Here is a 17,594-nt window from a genome sequence, read left to right as displayed (position 1 = left end):
TCCTTTTATTCATCATCGGATGGAAGGAAGTGAAAAGGTGGCACGTTATATTCTCAAACGATTCTCTCTCATGATTGTTACTTTATTTATTATTATTACAGCTACTTTTTTCTTGATTCATAGCTTACCGGGTTCACCATTACAAAACGCAGAAAAGCTAACTCCTGAGCTTCAAGCACAGATTCTAGCTCAGTACGGCTTGGATCAGCCGATCCATATCCAGTACTTTAAATATCTAGGTGGACTCGTGCAAGGTGATTTAGGAACTTCTATTGCTAATGGCCAGAGTGTAACCGGATTGTTAATGAATGGATTTAGTGCTTCTGTTTTTATTGGCGCACAAGGGCTTATACTTGGGATCGTAATTGGACTTATATTAGGGGTACTCGCTGCTTTAAAACGAAATACTTGGATTGATAGCTTTGCTACCGGAACATCGATTATAGGGGTTTCTGTTCCTAGTTTCGTGTTAGCTGCTACTTTATCTTATTTTATCGGTGTCGAATTAGGATGGTTACCAGCTAACCTGTGGGGAACGTACGAACATACGATTTTGCCTTCAATAGCCCTTTCATTCCCTGTAGTAGCACAGATTTCTCGCTATGTACGTACCGAAATGGTGGAGGTATTGGAACAAGATTACATGCGTACGGCGAAGGCAAAGGGAATTAGTCGTCTTGCTATTACTGTAAAACATGCTTTGCGAAATGCGTTGATTCCTGCTGTAACGGTCATGGGACCTCTAGCGGCAGGTATTATCACGGGTTCTCTAGTGGTAGAATCGATTTTTGCAGTACCTGGAATGGGGAAAATATTTGTAGATTCAATTACATCCAAAGATTATACGATGGTGATGGGGTCAACGATTTTCTATAGTGTTTTGATTATCTCAGCCCTCTTTATAGTGGATTTACTCTATGGAATTATCGATCCACGAATTCGTATCTCTGGAGCAAAGGAGTGATCCCATGAGTACAGAAAAAACGTATACACCCGAGCTATTTGAGCCAATTGGGCAACTAGAAAAGCGGGCAGAACAATTGAATCGTAAACAGGTAGGAGTTTGGAAGGATGCTTGGTTGCGTTTTCGTCAAAATAAAGGGGCACTCATAGGCGTCGCTCTCTTGCTCGTAATTGGATTACTAGCGATTTTTGGGCCGTTGATGAACGATCACAACTGGGAAACTCAGAATCTAGCAATTAAAAATCAGAGTGCAAATATTGATGGTCACTATATGGGTACGGATCACTTTGGTAGAGATTTGTGGCAGCGAGTATGGTATGGAGCGAAAATCTCTCTCGAAATTGCCTTTTTAGCTGTTTTTCTAGATGTTGTAATTGGAGTAACGATTGGTGGGATTTCTGGTTATTTCGGTGGGCGGATCGATATGTTTATCCAACGTTTCATTGAAGTTATCTACTCAATTCCTAATCTAATTATTATCATTATGTTACTTATGTGGATGGAACCAGGTATTTTGGCGATTGCGATTGCGATTGCTTTGACTGGTTGGGTTCCAATGTCACGGATTGTTCGGGCACAAATTTTGAAATTACGCTCTCAAGAGTATGTGCTAGCCGCTCGTACTCTAGGTGCTAGTCATAAGCGTATCTTGTTGAAGCATTTAATCCCTAATGTGATGGGTCCTATTATTATTGCGGTTACATTCTCGATCCCGTCAGCGATCTTCTTTGAGGCCTTCCTCAGCTTTATTGGTTTAGGGATTCGTCCGCCAGAAGCAAGCTTGGGTCTTCTGATCAGTGAAGGGAATCAAATCTTACAGCTTTTCCCACATGTATTGCTTTGGCCAGCTCTTGTCCTTTCCGTTTTGATGCTTGCTTTCAACCTTGTTGGCGATGGCTTACGCGACGCACTTGATCCACGAATGAAAAAATAGGAGGTAGAGATAAGATGAGCAAAATTTTAGAGGTGCGCGATCTTCACGTCTCTTTCCATACCTATAGTGGTGAGGTTAAAGCAGTGCGTGGGGTGAGCTTCGATGTAGAGAAAGGTCAAACCCTAGCAATAGTGGGTGAATCGGGTTGTGGAAAGAGTGTTACTTCGCAGGCGATTATGAAATTGATCTTAACCCCTCCCGGGGAATATAAGCACGGTGAGGTTCTCTACAACGGAAAAGACCTTGTCAAGATGAGTGAAAAAGAGATGGAGCAGGTTCGTGGTAAGGAAATCGCGATGATCTTCCAAGATCCGATGACTTCATTGAACCCTACGATGACTGTAGGGAAACAAATTATGGAAGGAATCATTAAGCACCAGAAGCTCTCAAAGGCTGAAGCGAAAGAAAAAGCAATTGAGATGCTGAAGTTAGTAGGGATTCCTAGCCCTGAGTCGAGATTTACTCAGTATCCACATCAATTTTCAGGTGGAATGCGTCAGCGTGCGATGATTGCGATTGCTCTCTCTTGCAATCCAAATGTCTTGATTGCAGATGAGCCAACAACCGCACTCGACGTAACGATTCAGGCACAGATTATGGATTTGATGAAGGATCTTCAAGAGCGACTCGGTACTTCTATTATCCTCATTACTCACGATCTCGGAGTGGTTGCTGAGACTGCTGACCGTGTTGCGGTGATGTATGCTGGAAAAGTAGTGGAATCAGGTACGATTAACGAAATTTTTGCAGAGCCACGCCATCCGTATACATGGGGTCTCATGAACTCTATGCCAAAATTGAATCAGGATCGTTCGGAAGAGCTTAGTCCGATTCCAGGTGCGCCGCCTGATTTATTAGCTCCTCCTAAGGGATGTGCTTTTGCGGCACGTTGTAAATATGCGATGAAGATCTGTCAAGAAGTTGATCCTGAACTAATAGAGCACAGTAAAGATCACCGAGTAGCTTGCTGGTTAGAGCATCCAATGGCCGAAGCTTACCGTAGAGAAGTAGTTGAAGGGAGGCAATCGGTATGAGTGCAACAGAGAAAAAAGAGCCAATCCTTAGTGTGAAAGATGTAAAGAAGCACTTTCATGTAGGGGGTAAGAAGATCCTTAAAGCGGTTGATGGTATTAGCTTTGATATCTATCCAGGTGAAACCCTTGGTTTAGTGGGAGAGTCTGGATGCGGTAAATCGACTGTTGGACGTACACTGATTCGCCTATACAATGCTACTTCTGGAGAAGTAAATTTTAAGGGTAAGAACGTACATGAACTTAAGGGAAAAGAACTGAAGCAATTGAACCGTAGCATGCAGATGATCTTCCAAGACCCTTATGCTTCTCTAAACCCGCGAATGAAGGTAATGGATATCATTGCTGAGGGAATCGATATTCATGGACTAAATGGGAAGAAGCGCGAAGATCGTGTGATTGAGCTTCTGGAAACAGTAGGTCTAAATAAAAGTCATGCGACTCGTTTTCCACATGAGTTTTCAGGTGGACAACGTCAACGGATCGGGATTGCGCGTGCCTTAGCTGTAGAACCAGACTTCATCATTGCGGATGAGCCAATCTCTGCTTTGGATGTATCGGTACAAGCTCAGGTAGTAAACTTGATGAAAAAGCTACAGAGAGAACGCGGACTTACCTATCTGTTTATTGCCCATGATCTTTCGATGGTGAAATATATTAGTGACCGTGTAGGGGTTATGTATCTGGGGAACCTAGTGGAATTAGCCGATAGTGATGAGATGTATGATAACCCACTTCATCCCTATACACAGGCACTTCTCTCGGCAGTTCCGATTGCAGATCCAAGCCTTAAGGATGAACGTGAGCGGATTATCCTCAAGGGAGATGTCCCTAGCCCGATCGATCCACCAAGCGGTTGTAAGTTCCGTACTCGTTGTCCACAGGCGATGGATATTTGCGCAAGTACGATTCCGGAGTGGAAAGAGATAAAAGAGAAGCATTTTGTTGCTTGTCATTTATATAACTAATTGAACAGCAGTACCTTGATGGTTAGTCACAACTAACAGGAGAGGTGCTGTTTTTTTATACTTACACACTCATTATGAGATTAATAGAAGGAATTTTCCTTATTTATGTTAAATATATTAATTGAAAGAATATATATTTTCAATCATTATTTTACGAAATTAGAGGAGGAGTTCTACCATGAGTGTATTTGTAAAACCAAATCTAGCGGGAAGTCTGATCCGTTTTAAGTCGAGGTACGATAATTTTATCGGTGGAGAGTGGATTGCTCCGCTTAATGGACAATACTTTGATGTCGTTTCTCCGGTGGATGGACAGGTTTATACTCAAGTAGCACGCTCCCAAAAAGAAGATATAGAGTTAGCATTAACCAAGGCGCATGAGGTAAGAGAAGCATGGGGTTCCCGTTCGGTTGCAGAGCGTAGCAACTGTCTGTTAAAGATTGCTAGTCGGCTAGAAGAAAATATGGAGCAGCTTGCATTAGCTGAGACATGGGGGAACGGAAAGCCTGTTCGTGAAACGTTAGCAGCTGATTTGCCACTCGCGGTCGATCACTTCCGATACTTTGCGGGTGTGATTCGTGGAGAAGAAGGAGGCATTTCTGAATTAGATGCCAAGACCTTATCGATTCAGATGAAGGAGCCGATTGGTGTTGTCGGGCAGATTATTCCTTGGAATTTCCCGCTTCTGATGGCTGCTTGGAAGATTGCCCCGGCCTTGGCTGCTGGAAACTGTGTGGTTTTGAAGCCAGCAGAACAGACGCCTGTAACGGTTCTTATTTTCGCTGAATTGATTGCAGATCTATTGCCAGCGGGTGTCTTAAATATTGTAAATGGCTTTGGCTTAGAGGCTGGACAACCACTTGCTACCTCTCCTAAGGTTGGAAAGATTGCTTTTACAGGAGAAACCAATACGGGTCGTCTCATTATGCAATACGCTTCAGAAAACATTAAACCCGTAACGTTGGAATTAGGTGGCAAGTCACCCAATATCTTTACAGAGAGCGTTCTACGTGCGAATGATGCTTTTATGGACAAGGCATTAGAGGGCTTTGCTATGTTTGCTCTGAATCAAGGGGAGGTATGTACCTGTCCATCTCGTGCTTTAATCCAAGCGTCCATCTATGATGAGTTTATGGAGCGAGCTTTAGAGCGGGTCAAAAAGATTACGCTCGGAGATCCGCTTGACCCAAATACGATGATGGGAGCCCAGGCATCTCGTGAACAATACGAAAAGATCCTCAGTTATCTAGATATCGGAAAAGCAGAAAGTGCTACTTGTCTAGCAGGTGGCAAGCCATATACTAATGAATGTTATCCAGATGGTTTTTACGTTGAGCCAACTGTTTTTGAAGGCAGTAATAAAATGAGAATCTTCCAAGAAGAGATCTTCGGTCCTGTCGTATCCGTAACCAAATTTGAAGACGAACAAGAACTACTAGAGATCGCGAACAATACCCCCTATGGACTAGGTGCTGGTCTTTGGACTCGTGATATGCATCAAGCGTACGAGGTAGCAAGAAAAATCGAAGCAGGGCGAGTCTGGGTAAACTGCTACCATCTATACCCTGCCCATGCTGCATTCGGTGGTTACAAACAGTCTGGTATTGGCCGAGAGAGCCATAAGATGATGCTCGAACATTATCGCCAGACGAAAAACATGCTCGTATCATACGATCAAAATCCAAGGGGCTTTTTTTAAGGTTTGAAAGGCTTTCCAAAGTGGAGATTCATATGATGAGCACACTGAGAATCATTTATGATCCTTGGTGTGTTTTTTTAGTTATATATATATAAAACAATTTAAAAAAGAAATACTTACCTCTAGAAAAAAATGATTGATCATGGTATGCTGTTATGCAATCGTAGAGGAGTTGAGCAGAGATGAGTCAAGGTTTAGCGCGTTCCTTATCGGCGCGTCAGTTGCGAATGATGGCAATTGGCGGTACGATCGGGGCAGGTATTTTTATGGGGAGTGCAGATACGATTAACCTAGCAGGTCCTGGGATTGTATTTGTATATCTCTTAGCAGGACTTTTGTTATACGTTGTGATGGGGGCATTGGCTGAAATGGGAAGTGCCTATCCCGATCTCGATGTAAAAGGAATGATCCATCGGGCATTTGGAGGAAAAGTCTCCTTTGTGACTGGATGGTTGTACTACTTTAACTGGGTGCTTGTTTTAGCTGCAGAAGTAGTAGCAGCAGGGACATTTCTACATGTATGGTTTCCTCAGACACCCATTTGGTTTTTAAGCACACTTTGTGCTTTGTTTATCTTAATTTTGAATTTAGCGAGCGTGAAGCTCTTTGGAGAAATAGAATTTTGGCTTTCCATTATTAAAGTTGTTACCATTTTGTTATTTGTAGGATTGGGAGCATATCTTTTATTTTCAAATCAAGAGGTTGGACTTTCTAATTATACTCAGCACGGTGGATTTTTCCCGACAGGACTTGGAGGACTCGCTACTGCAGTGACGGTGGTTATTTTTTCCTTTGGCGGTGCAGAGTTATTAGGCCTTACACTCCGTGAAACCAAGGATGCACACAAAGTATTACCAAAAGTGTTACGTGGTGTGGTAGTGCGCGTGTCGCTCTTTTATATTCTTCCCATTCTTGTGATTGTCGGTTTAGTACCATGGAATCAAATCGGTAGTCAAGGAAGCCCGTTTGTAAATGTACTACAAAACATCGGACTTTCCTCAGCAGCTGATGTGATGAACTTTGTCATGCTAGTTGCCGTTATCTCGGCAGCGAATTCTGGAGTTTATGCGACTTCGCGGATGTTGTTCTCGTTAGCTGGAGATGGAGAAGCACCGAAGGTATTTACACGATTATCAAAGAGTCAGGTTCCAGTTTTAGGAATTCTGGTTAGTGCGATCTTCTTATTTGGTGGCGCGGCTGTTGCATACTTCGCACCCAAAAGTGTCTTTTCTATCTTAATGGGGATTCCGGCGATAACGGTACTGACTATGTGGATTATGATTTGTGCGGCGCAATTGAAGCTTCGCCTAACCGATAAGGACTACCATAAACCAGGTCGCTTTTTATTAAAAGGATTCCCGTATATTTCAGGAGCCACTGTTATTGCATTTACTGTCATCTTAGCTATTATTTTATTTACCCCTGATAACCTGGCTAAGTCTCTCTTGGCCTTGGGTGTGGTCGCTTTCTTATTTATCGCATCCTATATGGTAAAAGGGAAACAAACATAAAGGGCTTGAGTAAGAGATAAAAACCAGATGAAGTCACTAATCATCTGGTTTTTATGTTAGAAAAAATAGAGGTTGCAGGAGGTAGAGAGAGGGATACCGGTCTTCATTAGATGTCAGAAGCCCTCGAATACACCCCATCTTGCTAATAGGATCAATATCTATAATGAGAAAGGAGTCACAGTTCCAATGCAATGGGTAAAGAATGTTTCGAGAATTAAATACGACGTCTTCCTCTTCGAAGGTGAACAATCTCATTGCATTATCGTTCCAACTAAACGAATAGCATCGAAAGGAATTTTTTTGTAATAGGGTAAGGAAAGACTCTTTCCGTAATGAAATCTCAATCCCTTTTACATATCCTTCTGAATCCAGATCGCTTTGATACTCATGAAAGAATTCTCCATCCCGATAGGCATGGCTATAGATTTTAGGAGACTGCTTTAATTGGAGTAGCTTGTCTAAGATGAATTCATCTTGAACGAAGGGAATTTGATATTCACGATTGCTTGCATAAGAGATCAAATCGCCTTCTCGTTCCCTGCGAATCTTTAGATAGTTATGTGGTTTTTGAAGATATATGTATCCCATATTCACTGAAGAATCACAAGTAATAATCATATTCATCACCTTTGCAATAAGAGTCTTTATTTTGTATAGGATAGATGATGTGGAACTGATTAAGAGTGTTCCCGATACGAAATTAGATCAAACATGACAAATGTAATATTAAATGTATGATACTCATTACTAATTATAAATAGGGGAAACCTTTAGGATAGATTATGAGCTTGATAGTTTTAGAAGATGAAGGTGAAAAATATGGAAATAGCAATCCAATTATCCGAAGTAACCAAGCAATATTCTGCAAAAAAAGCAGTTGATCATATTAGTTTTACCATTGGAAAAGGAGAGATTGTCTCGATTCTTGGGCCTAATGGAGCAGGGAAGACAACCACTATTTCTATGATGCTAGGACTAAAAAAACCTACATCTGGATCGGTACAAATCTTAGGGAGTTCCCCGTCGGATAGAAAAGTCAAAGAAGAAATTGGAGCTATGCTACAGGAAGTAAGTGTAATGGATGCGGTGAAGGTATCAGAACTTATTCACTTGTTCCGTAATTATTATGATAAATCACTCCCATATGAGAATTTACTAACGTTATCAGGTTTGGAGAAAGATGCTGGGATCATGGCGACAAGTCTTTCTGGAGGACAAAAGAGACGATTGGGCTTTGCGCTAGCGATGGCTGGGGATCCTTCTGTTCTTTTTCTCGATGAACCAACAGTGGGAATGGACGTTACATCAAGAACCGCGTTTTGGGAGACGATTCGTTCACTCAAAGATGCTGGGAAAACCATTATCCTCACCACACACTATCTGGAGGAAGCAGATCGGTTATCTGACCGAATTATCATGATGAACCATGGAAAAATTGTTGCGGACGGAACACCAGAAGAGATTAAGAATCGGTTAACGGTGAAGTATGTATCTGTATCCGCTGATGCTTCCCTTGAGCTTGGTGTATTCCAAACGATTCCTGGAGTGACTGAGATAGAGAGGGATGGAAACCACATAAAGATTTATGGTGATGATACGGATGCCATTTTGATTCATCTAGTGAGACAAAATCTAGCTGTGAGAGATTTTGATATTCATAGAGGTGATCTGGATGAAGCCTTTTCGAATTTGATGAAGGAGGGAGCCAGATGATGCGAGCTTATCTAGCGCAGTCTAAGGTTGAATTACTGCGGACTTTTCGTAATAAAAAGTCGATCTTTTTTACCTTGTTAATGCCCATTATTTTTTACTTTATTATGTCACAAAATGGAGAAGAGAAAATGGGCGGAGTCGAATGGAGGGCTTATTTCTTGATCTCGATGACCGCATACGGGCTTATGATCTCCTCAATCTTTAATCTCTCCTTGCGATTGGTTCAGGAGCGCACACAAGGTTGGTCACATCAGCTCAAAATAACGCCACTCCCTCCCAGTGCCTATTTTGCGGCGAAAATTAGTGTACAACTACTTGTAAATCTAGGTCAGATCGTCGTGATGTTTTTAGTGGGTCACTTTGCTAACAGTATAGAATTAACGACTGGACAATGGATGGGCGCTGGTTTCTGGCTCTTGTTGGGAAGTTTACCCTTTCTAGCGATAGGTGCATTTCTCGGAACGCTGAATAAACTAGAAACCACACAAATCGTCAATCAAATTGTTACGTTGGGACTTTCTTTTATAGGAGGCATTTTCTATCCGATCGAGTTGTTCCCAGAATGGATGCGTAAAATAGGGGAATTGACTCCTTCTTATCTGATGGCAAGTGGGTCACGGAGTATCCTGGGGAGCCAACCGGTCGATTGGGGTAACTTAGGAATTCTAGCTATATATGCCCTTTTATTCACAGGACTTGCATCCTTTATCTTAAAGAAGAAAGAAGTAGCTTCATGAATCGAAAGAAATCGCCTTTTATCTATATGTGGCTTATTTTTATGTTTTACCCCTTATATCATTTTTGGACCCAGACCACTCATGCTGTTCTGGGCTCCTTGCTTATCCTAGCGTTGGTTCTTGCCTTTCTTTTATATACTCGGTCCGGAGGAGTTATGTATGTCTTGGTTCAACTGGGACTTGCGTTTGTGATTTGTTCCTTTCTCTCCTTCCAAGCAATCACAATCTTTTGTTACCCAGCTGCCTCCGTTGGTTTTTTGCCCAGTCGCAGAAAGTTTTTAATGGGGTATACAATTTTGCTTACCTTGATTATCATCACTTTTTTCTCATTTTATGATGTAGATGAGCTAGGTAAAGTGATTTCTCTTGCCTTCCCTTATCTCATATTACTCTTTGCTCTCCCTTTTGTGGGACGGATTCAAGGGAGACGGGATGCGATTCAAAGTCAACTTTTACTTGCTCAAGAGCAAATTGTTGAGATGGGTAAGAATGAAGAGAGACAACGAATTGCAAGAGATTTACATGATACGCTTGGACATACACTTTCACTTATTACCTTAAAAGGACAATTGGCAGAAAAGTTAATTCGTAAAGACCCCTCTAGAGCTGAGCAAGAAACGAGGGATATTCAGATAACAGCTCGCAGTGCTTTAAAACAGGTGCGAGAGTTGGTTTCGGACTTAAACTTTGCAAAGTGGAACGATGAAGTGGATCGCTCACGTCAGATCTTAGGTGCGGCCGAGATTCAATTTACCTCACAAGGTGGGGGAGTGACACTTACTCCATTTGTGGAAAATATTTTGGCGATGTGTTTGCGTGAACTGGTCACCAATGTTGTGAAACATAGTAAGGCGACAACTTGTCACCTGCATTCTGGAGAAGAAGAAGGTTATTTCTTTCTGTGTGTGAGAGATAATGGGATTGGGTTTTCCTCAGAAAAACAGAAAGCAGAGAGCCATGGACTAATTGGGATGCGGCAGAGATTATCTTTGGTAGAGGGAACTTTACTAATTCATTCTAACAACAAGGGAACAATGATTACCGTCCAAATTCCAAAAGTGATCAAACATAAAGAGAAAGTAGGAGAGCGATGATTCGAGTCGTGATTGCAGAAGATCAAGGAATGTTGCGTAGTGCGTTAGGGGCTTTACTGGACTTGGAAGAAGATATTACCGTTGTGGGACAAGCGGAGAATGGGCGAGAAGCTCTAGAACTAATCCAGCAACATCAACCTGACCTTTGTATCTTAGATATTGAGATGCCGATTATGAGTGGTTTGGAAGTGGCAGAACAGCTAAAGGAGATGCAACATCCGTGTCGGGTGGTGGTATTAACTACCTTTGCGCGTCCAGGCTACTTTCAACGAGCTGTGGCAACAGGTGTTCAAGGATATTTGTTAAAAGATCGATCTAGTGATGAATTGACTGAGTCACTACGGAACATCATGTTAGGAAAACGAGAGATCTCACCCGAATTAATCGAGATCGTATGGGAAGAGAAAAACCCCTTAACTCCAAGAGAGCAGGAGATTCTCTTACTAGCAGAAAAAGGGCTTACAACGAATGAAATAGCAGGTCAGCTTTTCCTTTCATCTGGCACGATTCGTAACTATCTATCTGAAGTAAACAGTAAGATGAGTACGAGCAATCGATTAGAAGCAATCATGACTGCGCGGAGCAAAGGATGGATTGTCGAAACCCCCTAAACCATAAAGGATAGGGGGTTCGTTCCTTTCATATTATGCTGGCAAATGTTCCACCACAACTTCATATGTATGAAGGGTGTTACCTAATATGTTGGAAGGCTCGTTAGACTCTCTTCTCTTAGCATGAGCGCCTTTAAATGAGTCACTCTCTACCCACTTATCAAAGAATTCTTTTCCTTCCCAAGTGGTACTCACTACATACTCCTCATGCTCTGTTGTATCTTGCGTTTTTAATAGTTGCATTCTGACAAATCCAGGGAACTGGTGAACTGATTTCGGATTACGGAATCGTTCCTCTAATTCATGACCATGGCCAGACTTTACCCGAATGGTATTTGTAACGATAAACATCTATATCTCCTCCTAATTTGAACGTACCTGTTCTAGACTAATCAAGTAATCAAACACGCTTTTTGCTTCCTCTCCGCCCATCTGAGCATGGACGATCAGAGGGATCCCGTGAGGTCCTTTCGCGTGGATCATTTCTGGAAAAGAGTCAAGCATCGTTTTCACAATATCTACGTTTCCTAACATGGCGGCTGTAAAGATATCCATGCGGGCTCCCTTTTCAATTAAATAAAGAGCAATATCTTTTCTTCCCACATGGCTTGCGGCCCCTAGGGCAGTTTCCCAGTCCTCATTTCCCCAGTTCCATGCGGCATAGAGTAAGCCAGGCTCTTTCTCTAACATCTCTTTGATTGTATCAAAATCCATATGTGCAGAAGCTACAAAATTCCGTACCATCTCATCGGGAATCCTCACTTTTTCTTTCTTGCTTTCGATTGCTGTCATATCTTATTTCCTCCTCTGGTCACAGCAGGTTCTCATGGGGATGAAAGTCGGTTTATCAGAATGTTGAATCGATACCTCAATCCCAAACACATCTTGAAACATACTTGGCTGAATTACCTCTTCTGGACTTCCATCTAGATGAACCTGACCATTCTTCATCACTACTAGGCGATCACTATATAAGGTTGCTTGATTAATATCATGTAGCACCATCACAACCGTTAGACCTAATTCCTGATTCAGTGTTTTCACAAGCTCCATCACTTCTAATTGGTGGGCTATATCCAAATACGTAGTTGGCTCATCGAGTAGTAGGATACTTGAACTCTGGGCTAGCGTCATCGCAATCCAAGCTCGTTGTCTCTCCCCACCCGAGAGGGCAGGAAGAGGGCGGTCTTGAAATGTGTCCATCTTCGTTACTTCGAGTGCCCAGTTAACCATTCTCTCATCTTCAGATGATAAACGTTTGTACCACGTTTTATGGGGATGCCTACCGAATTCTACAAGCTCACGCACTGTCCATTCGATCGAATGATCATGAACTTGAGGCAACATCGCTAAGCGTTTCGCAATCTCACATCCATCCCACTGTGACAAGGGGACTCCATCTAACAAAATTTGTCCTGATGTGGGGTTCCACAATCTCCCGAGTAAACGAAGTAGGGTTGATTTACCGGATCCATTAGGACCGATGATACTAAGAATCTCCCCTTGTTTAAGCTGGAGATGAGGAACTTGTAGTTGAAACCGCTGAGAGTGTTGATAGGATATCTCTTTAGCTAGTAGCATTTCGTCGCATCCCCTTTAGTAGAATGAATAGGAAAAACGGTCCTCCTAAGAAGGAGAGGAACACTCCCACAGGTAGTTCAATGGGATCAAACCAAGTTCTTGCAAATGTATCTGCTAGCGTTACCAATAACGCACCGCCTAGTGCTGATGCGGGTAGTAAATATCGTGCATCGTTACCTATTATCATTCGCAAAATATGGGGGACGACTAGACCAACAAAACCAATCAAGCCCGATACACTTACTGCGATTGCCGCTAGTAAACTACTGAGTAGAATCAAGAAGAAACGGCTTCTCTCTACCCGATGCCCCAATAGCTTAGCTACTTCATCGCCTAAGCTGAGGACACGTAGATGATGGGCGGCAAAGAAACTGAGAATGACCGCAATGAAAGCATATCCAACCACCATCTGAAACTGACTCCAACCTACTCCGCCAATCCCTCCCGAAAGCCATGGGAGTACAGATTGAACTCGATCACTAAATAACAACATTAATGAAGATAGAATCGCTCCAATTACCGCGTTAATCGCAACTCCAACTAAAATGATTCGATGAGATGATGCTCCTTGATTCCATGATAGGAAATAGATTAATAGTGTTGTCCCAAAAGCGCCCACGAAAGCACCAATCGGGAGGAAGGTCGCTGCCGCCGTTGGGAATATGATTAACATCGTGGTCGCAACGACACCCGCCCCTGAAGAAACACCGATAATTCCAGGATCTGAGAGGGGATTACGCATTACACCCTGCAAAATGGAGCCAGATAGAGCCAAGCATATCCCGACAATTAAACCAATGAGAATCCGCGGAAGCCGTAAATCCCATACAATTCGTTTTGCCATATTATCTTGTTGATACAGGACTCCATCTACTAACTCCGTTGATGTGAAGGAGACAGGGCCAGCAAATATCGCATAACATACAGCTCCGAGCAGCCCTAAAGCTAACAAGACCAATACAATCAATCTCTTTCTAGATAGAGGATGCGTGGTCCCCTTGCTTTCCTGTGCAGACAAATCCTCCATTACGATCCAGTCGCTTTCACTAGGCTATCCTTTAGGAAATCTAAGCTTTCAATTATTTTGGTGCCAGGATTTGAGCCGAAAAGATGGGATGGCAGAACGACGATTTTCCCATCTTTTACTGCCGACAAGTTATTCCATGCAGAGTTTTTCTTCATCTCTGCTTCAAATGCTTTTTGAACGGCTGCTGGGTCTCCGTGAGTAATCAGATACACAACATCTGGATTACTTTGCACGATTCTCTCTGTGCTTAGCTGTGCATATCCCGGCATTTCTTTGGAAACAGGGAACGCTGTGGCGATATTTTCTCCTCCTACTTTCGATAAGAGATCGCCAGTTAGAGAGGATGGCAATGCAATCATATACGAGCCTGGTGCTCCGTACACTAGCAGTGCTTTTGCCTTTTTCGCAGGTTGTTCCTTTTGGAGAGATTGTAATTTATCAGCTATTTGCTTTGTCCATTTTTTCGCTTCATCTTGTTTACCTAATAGAACTCCATAGTCCTCAATGGACTTATGTATGCCTTCCACAGAACTACCCTTTGTAATATAAACTTGAATTCCTTGCTTCTCTAACGTCGGAATATGTCTTTCAAAACCACTATTTGCAATTAATACGTCTGGCTTAATGGCCGCTATCTTTTCAAAATTAGGACTGTGTGGGTTTCCGATTTCTGTTGCTTTTTGTAGTTCTGGACTGGAGACAGGTGCCTTGGTCGTAGGGCGCCCTACAATCTCTCCACCTAAAGCATGAATGATATCCATATCACCTGAACTAAGCGCCGCCACCTTCTTAGGTTGTTGCTTAAAAGTGAGCGTCCGATTCGCCGCATCCGTAACCGTTACCTGAGAGGATGACGATTTAGGAGTAGATGCTTCTGGTGCCTTTGACTGACAAGCCGTCATAATCCCAAGGCAAAGGAGTGAAATTCCGATTAACTTAGTTACCCTCTTCATAAAAAAATCCCCCATATATATGATAATGATAATTAGTCTCATTTATACTGCCATTGTAATAGAGAATGATAATTATTGTCAATTAGAAAATAGAAATAAAACCAGTAGTTTTTAATTACTTATATTTACAATATAAAACAACATTTCATACAAGTAGTCCTTATTACATTGGATTTATCATTGTCTACTATTAATCCTATTGTGTATAATTGACCGGAGTTTCATAGAAATTCACTGACTAGATTAATGTGCTAGAGGATGCCGTAACAAGAGGGGTTAAGACACTTCAATCAGAGGGGAATGAAACAGAGGTTGTACACAACTACCTACCTTTTATGGAGCATTCGTGTTTCTGAGTGGATGCTGTTTCTGCTTTCTTTTAATCACTCATTTTTACTGGATAAATATAGAAAAATCAGCTAGAGTATAACTCATAAATTGCTACATTATTAATATACCCTAAGTGTTGTTAAGTAGGTTAAGTCCTTGTACAGAAAAACTAAATGTGGATAAAGTTGGAACGTATCGATAATCGCATTCATGATACAATATTTTAGGTTATAATAGAAAATAATTTTGTAGATGTAGGAGATAATACGATATATGAAACAAAAGAGAGAACGCGTCTTACATTATATTAAGTCACGATATGCTCTGTGGATTTTAACTCTCATACTTGTATTCATGATAGAGTTGTTAAATCGAGGAAAAGTTCAAGACTTAACGAAATGGATTTTTAAAGAGGAGTCTTTTTTGCCGGCTTTTGTGCTTACGTATGCGATTGTCTACGGGCTGCTTTCCTTATTTATTGCCCTGATCGGGCGTGCACAGATTGCCTATTGGACGATAAGTACGTTTTTAGTGCTTATCGCGTTTATTAGCGGAATGAAGTGGAAACTCATTGAAGTACCGTTGATGCCTTGGGATATTACCATGACCGACGAAGCCATGGATCTTTCAGGATATCTGCAAGAGGTTCCAATTAAAATGGTGATTGCGATACTTGCTTTTGTTGTAGTGGGTATTTTGCTTTTTAAGAAGCTACCACATATTCAAAAGAAGTTTAACTGGACAGAGAGAGGTCTCTTTCTCTTGCTATCGGTCGTTTTATTAGGTGTAGTCTTTACAGATAAGCCGATCGCGATTAAGAAAAAATTTGGCATTGAGTATTCAAGAACGATTCAGGACTTAAATTATAAGAAAAATGGCTTCTTACTATCTACAATCTTAAATGTCGATCAGGCATTTGTCGACAAGCCAAAGGGATATAGTGAAGAAAAAATTAAATCATTAGTCGATAGCAACTCAAAAAATGACAAAGTAAACCCCAAAGTAAATCCAAACGTTATTGTAATCCTGAGTGAGTCGCTCTGGGACATGACTAAGATGAAAGATGTGAAGCTTAGTAAAGACCCACTTAGCTTCTATCACTCGCTACAGAAAAAGTATTCAAGCGGTGAGATGTTAAGTCCGGCTTACGGTGGGTGGACGGCAAATGTGGAGTTTGAGGTGTTAACCGGGAACACGGTACGTTTCCTTCCACAAGGTGCGATTCCATATAACCAGTATGTGAACCATGGAGTGGATTCCTTAGCCAGTATCTTAGGAAGACAAGGATATAACACGACGGCCATTTCTCCAACTCACAGTCGTTTTTATCAGGCTAACAAAGTATATCAAAACTTTGGTTTCTCTCGTTTTATCAGTGGTGAGTTCTTCGAGGAGAAGAAGAAAGGCCCTTACATCGCGGATGATGAAGTAGCAAAAAAGATTATTGAGACAACAGAGAAGAGTTCAGGCTCTGATTTTATCTTTGCTAATACGATGGAAAATCATGGATCGTATATTAACAAGTATAAAGAGAAGACCGTTAAAGTAGAAGGCCAGATGTCTGCGGAAACGAAAGATATGCTAGAAAATTACGCTACGGGTGTTGCCGATGCTGACGAGATGCTGAAGAAGTTGGTACAGCATTATGAGAAGAGCAAGGAACCAACGATTGTTGTGTTCTTCGGTGACCACTTGCCTCCTCTAGGAAGAAATTATTCTGCATATAAAGATGCTAAGTATATTGGCAAAGATAGTGGACCTGATTTCCTTCCATCTGCAAGTACTGACTACGGAGATAGGTCGAAAGGGACTGTTAAGGAGTTAGATTTCCTTAATAAGATGTACCGTACTCCTTTGATGGTATGGAATAACTATCTACCTGAGCATCAAGATAAATTAGATATGAGTTCTAATTTTATTGCTCCGTATGTGCTAAACCTAGCGCAGAAAGAAGGAACGTACTATACCAACTATCTCTATAATCTCTCTAAGAAATATCCTATGATCCCACCGCAAGAATACTATTCGCAGATGAAGATCAAGTCGGAGGATTTAGCAGACTATCAGATGATGCAGTATGATATTATGTTTGGTGAACAGTATGGTTATGGTAAATTAAAAGATCAGATTGCAAGTAAGAAGCTAGTCTTCGGCTACGGAGATATGACGATTGAAAATGTTACCTTGCAATTATCTGGTCAGGAAAAGACCATCCACATTACTGGGAAAAACTTTAGCGGTCCGAGTACGATTTATTTAGATGGAAAAGCGATCGAAACTAAATATCAACCGGATGGTAGCCTAATTGGAATCATATCGGATGAAGGAAAAGTAGCATCGGCTAAAATTCAAGTGAAAAATGGACCGAAGGGAATTGACCTCGCGGTCTCCAATGTGTACCAAATGAAAAAATAGAGATAGATAGCTTATCGAGGAAAGGG

The 17,594-nt window shown here is 41.7% G+C and carries 17 protein-coding genes; 11 read left to right on the top strand and 6 right to left on the bottom strand.

The annotated features are described in order from the left end of the window. Positions 1 to 37: 37 nt before the first annotated feature. From BT147_RS04080 to BT147_RS04055, 6 genes are all read left to right on the top strand, one after another. The gene (locus tag BT147_RS04080; protein WP_072331533.1) at positions 38 to 964 is read left to right on the top strand and encodes an ABC transporter permease; all 927 of its coding nucleotides are present in this window, start codon (positions 38 to 40) and stop codon (positions 962 to 964) included. Positions 965 to 968: 4 nt separating this feature from the next. Beyond that, positions 969 to 1,898, top strand: a complete 930-nt coding sequence (locus tag BT147_RS04075) for an ABC transporter permease (RefSeq protein WP_072331218.1) — start codon at positions 969 to 971, stop codon at positions 1,896 to 1,898. Between the two features lie 14 nt (positions 1,899 to 1,912). Further along, positions 1,913 to 2,932, top strand: coding sequence for an ABC transporter ATP-binding protein (locus BT147_RS04070; RefSeq protein WP_072331216.1), 1,020 nt, complete (start codon positions 1,913 to 1,915; stop codon positions 2,930 to 2,932). After that, entirely contained in the window at positions 2,929 to 3,897 is a 969-nt protein-coding gene (locus BT147_RS04065) for an ABC transporter ATP-binding protein (RefSeq protein WP_072331214.1), read from the top strand. Before BT147_RS04070 ends, BT147_RS04065 begins: the two co-directional genes overlap by 4 nt. Before the next feature lie 178 nt (positions 3,898 to 4,075). Beyond that, complete coding sequence (locus BT147_RS04060; protein ID WP_072331212.1) at positions 4,076 to 5,596, top strand: aldehyde dehydrogenase family protein; 1,521 nt, start codon at positions 4,076 to 4,078, stop codon at positions 5,594 to 5,596. Positions 5,597 to 5,778: 182 nt separating this feature from the next. Then, the gene (locus tag BT147_RS04055) at positions 5,779 to 7,107 is read left to right on the top strand and encodes an amino acid permease (protein ID WP_072331210.1); all 1,329 of its coding nucleotides are present in this window, start codon (positions 5,779 to 5,781) and stop codon (positions 7,105 to 7,107) included. 51 nt (positions 7,108 to 7,158) lie between these two features. Here BT147_RS04055 and BT147_RS04050 read toward each other — a convergent pair whose 3' ends face one another. Further along, a complete protein-coding gene (locus BT147_RS04050; protein WP_072331208.1) occupies positions 7,159 to 7,725 on the bottom strand; it encodes a hypothetical protein in 567 nt (188 codons plus the stop codon). Between the two features lie 201 nt (positions 7,726 to 7,926). Here BT147_RS04050 and BT147_RS04045 point away from each other — a divergent pair, with 201 nt between their 5' ends. The 4 genes from BT147_RS04045 to BT147_RS04030 are packed head-to-tail and all read left to right on the top strand — an operon-like array spanning position 7,927 to position 11,262. Beyond that, on the top strand, positions 7,927 to 8,820 hold the full coding sequence (locus BT147_RS04045) for an ABC transporter ATP-binding protein (RefSeq protein WP_072331206.1): 894 nt from the start codon (positions 7,927 to 7,929) through the stop codon (positions 8,818 to 8,820). Then, complete coding sequence (locus BT147_RS04040; protein WP_083426357.1) at positions 8,817 to 9,557, top strand: ABC transporter permease; 741 nt, start codon at positions 8,817 to 8,819, stop codon at positions 9,555 to 9,557. The genes BT147_RS04045 and BT147_RS04040 overlap by 4 nt, the downstream gene beginning before the upstream one ends. Then, a complete protein-coding gene (locus tag BT147_RS04035; RefSeq protein WP_072331204.1) occupies positions 9,554 to 10,651 on the top strand; it encodes a sensor histidine kinase in 1,098 nt (365 codons plus the stop codon). The genes BT147_RS04040 and BT147_RS04035 overlap by 4 nt, the downstream gene beginning before the upstream one ends. Further along, a complete protein-coding gene (locus tag BT147_RS04030) occupies positions 10,648 to 11,262 on the top strand; it encodes a response regulator transcription factor (RefSeq protein ID WP_072331202.1) in 615 nt (204 codons plus the stop codon). Before BT147_RS04035 ends, BT147_RS04030 begins: the two co-directional genes overlap by 4 nt. Before the next feature lie 33 nt (positions 11,263 to 11,295). On the opposite strand, the gene BT147_RS04025 is transcribed toward BT147_RS04030, so the two are convergent. Genes BT147_RS04025 through BT147_RS04005 form a run of 5 tightly spaced genes read right to left on the bottom strand, consistent with a single transcriptional unit; the run spans position 11,296 to position 14,823 of the window. Then, positions 11,296 to 11,613, bottom strand: a complete 318-nt coding sequence (locus tag BT147_RS04025; protein WP_072331200.1) for an antibiotic biosynthesis monooxygenase — start codon at positions 11,611 to 11,613, stop codon at positions 11,296 to 11,298. Between the two features lie 12 nt (positions 11,614 to 11,625). After that, on the bottom strand, positions 11,626 to 12,054 hold the full coding sequence (locus tag BT147_RS04020; RefSeq protein WP_072331198.1) for an ankyrin repeat domain-containing protein: 429 nt from the start codon (positions 12,052 to 12,054) through the stop codon (positions 11,626 to 11,628). 3 nt (positions 12,055 to 12,057) lie between these two features. Further along, entirely contained in the window at positions 12,058 to 12,843 is a 786-nt protein-coding gene (locus BT147_RS04015) for an ABC transporter ATP-binding protein (RefSeq protein ID WP_072331196.1), read from the bottom strand. Further along, complete coding sequence (locus BT147_RS04010; RefSeq protein ID WP_072331194.1) at positions 12,830 to 13,870, bottom strand: FecCD family ABC transporter permease; 1,041 nt, start codon at positions 13,868 to 13,870, stop codon at positions 12,830 to 12,832. The genes BT147_RS04015 and BT147_RS04010 overlap by 14 nt, the downstream gene beginning before the upstream one ends. Continuing rightward, on the bottom strand, positions 13,870 to 14,823 hold the full coding sequence (locus tag BT147_RS04005; RefSeq protein WP_072331192.1) for a helical backbone metal receptor: 954 nt from the start codon (positions 14,821 to 14,823) through the stop codon (positions 13,870 to 13,872). Before BT147_RS04005 ends, BT147_RS04010 begins: the two co-directional genes overlap by 1 nt. A gap of 603 nt (positions 14,824 to 15,426) precedes the next feature. Here BT147_RS04005 and BT147_RS04000 point away from each other — a divergent pair. Beyond that, a complete protein-coding gene (locus BT147_RS04000) occupies positions 15,427 to 17,568 on the top strand; it encodes an LTA synthase family protein (protein ID WP_072331190.1) in 2,142 nt (713 codons plus the stop codon). Positions 17,569 to 17,594: the final 26 nt, after the last annotated feature.

It is taken from the genome of Thermoactinomyces sp. DSM 45891 (genome assembly GCF_900119485.1).
GTDB lineage: Bacteria > Bacillota > Bacilli > Thermoactinomycetales > Thermoactinomycetaceae > Baia.
This window is presented reverse-complemented; position numbering and strand designations above follow the sequence as displayed.

Bases quoted from the DNA above. Each gene is read 5' to 3' on its own strand.
- BT147_RS04015 (WP_072331196.1), bottom strand. From the start codon at position 12,843: ATGCTACTAGCTAAAGAGATATCCTATCAACACTCTCAGCGGTTTCAA.
- BT147_RS04035 (WP_072331204.1), top strand. From the start codon at position 9,554: ATGAATCGAAAGAAATCGCCTTTTATCTATATGTGGCTTATTTTTATG.
- BT147_RS04060 (WP_072331212.1), top strand. From the start codon at position 4,076: ATGAGTGTATTTGTAAAACCAAATCTAGCGGGAAGTCTGATCCGTTTT.
- BT147_RS04025 (WP_072331200.1), bottom strand. From the start codon at position 11,613: ATGTTTATCGTTACAAATACCATTCGGGTAAAGTCTGGCCATGGTCAT.
- BT147_RS04070 (WP_072331216.1), top strand. From the start codon at position 1,913: ATGAGCAAAATTTTAGAGGTGCGCGATCTTCACGTCTCTTTCCATACC.
- BT147_RS04055 (WP_072331210.1), top strand. From the start codon at position 5,779: ATGAGTCAAGGTTTAGCGCGTTCCTTATCGGCGCGTCAGTTGCGAATG.
- BT147_RS04005 (WP_072331192.1), bottom strand. From the start codon at position 14,823: ATGAAGAGGGTAACTAAGTTAATCGGAATTTCACTCCTTTGCCTTGGG.
- BT147_RS04045 (WP_072331206.1), top strand. From the start codon at position 7,927: ATGGAAATAGCAATCCAATTATCCGAAGTAACCAAGCAATATTCTGCA.
- BT147_RS04050 (WP_072331208.1), bottom strand. From the start codon at position 7,725: ATGATTATTACTTGTGATTCTTCAGTGAATATGGGATACATATATCTT.
- BT147_RS04020 (WP_072331198.1), bottom strand. From the start codon at position 12,054: ATGACAGCAATCGAAAGCAAGAAAGAAAAAGTGAGGATTCCCGATGAG.
- BT147_RS04030 (WP_072331202.1), top strand. From the start codon at position 10,648: ATGATTCGAGTCGTGATTGCAGAAGATCAAGGAATGTTGCGTAGTGCG.
- BT147_RS04010 (WP_072331194.1), bottom strand. From the start codon at position 13,870: ATGGAGGATTTGTCTGCACAGGAAAGCAAGGGGACCACGCATCCTCTA.
- BT147_RS04040 (WP_083426357.1), top strand. From the start codon at position 8,817: ATGATGCGAGCTTATCTAGCGCAGTCTAAGGTTGAATTACTGCGGACT.
- BT147_RS04065 (WP_072331214.1), top strand. From the start codon at position 2,929: ATGAGTGCAACAGAGAAAAAAGAGCCAATCCTTAGTGTGAAAGATGTA.
- BT147_RS04075 (WP_072331218.1), top strand. From the start codon at position 969: ATGAGTACAGAAAAAACGTATACACCCGAGCTATTTGAGCCAATTGGG.
- BT147_RS04000 (WP_072331190.1), top strand. From the start codon at position 15,427: ATGAAACAAAAGAGAGAACGCGTCTTACATTATATTAAGTCACGATAT.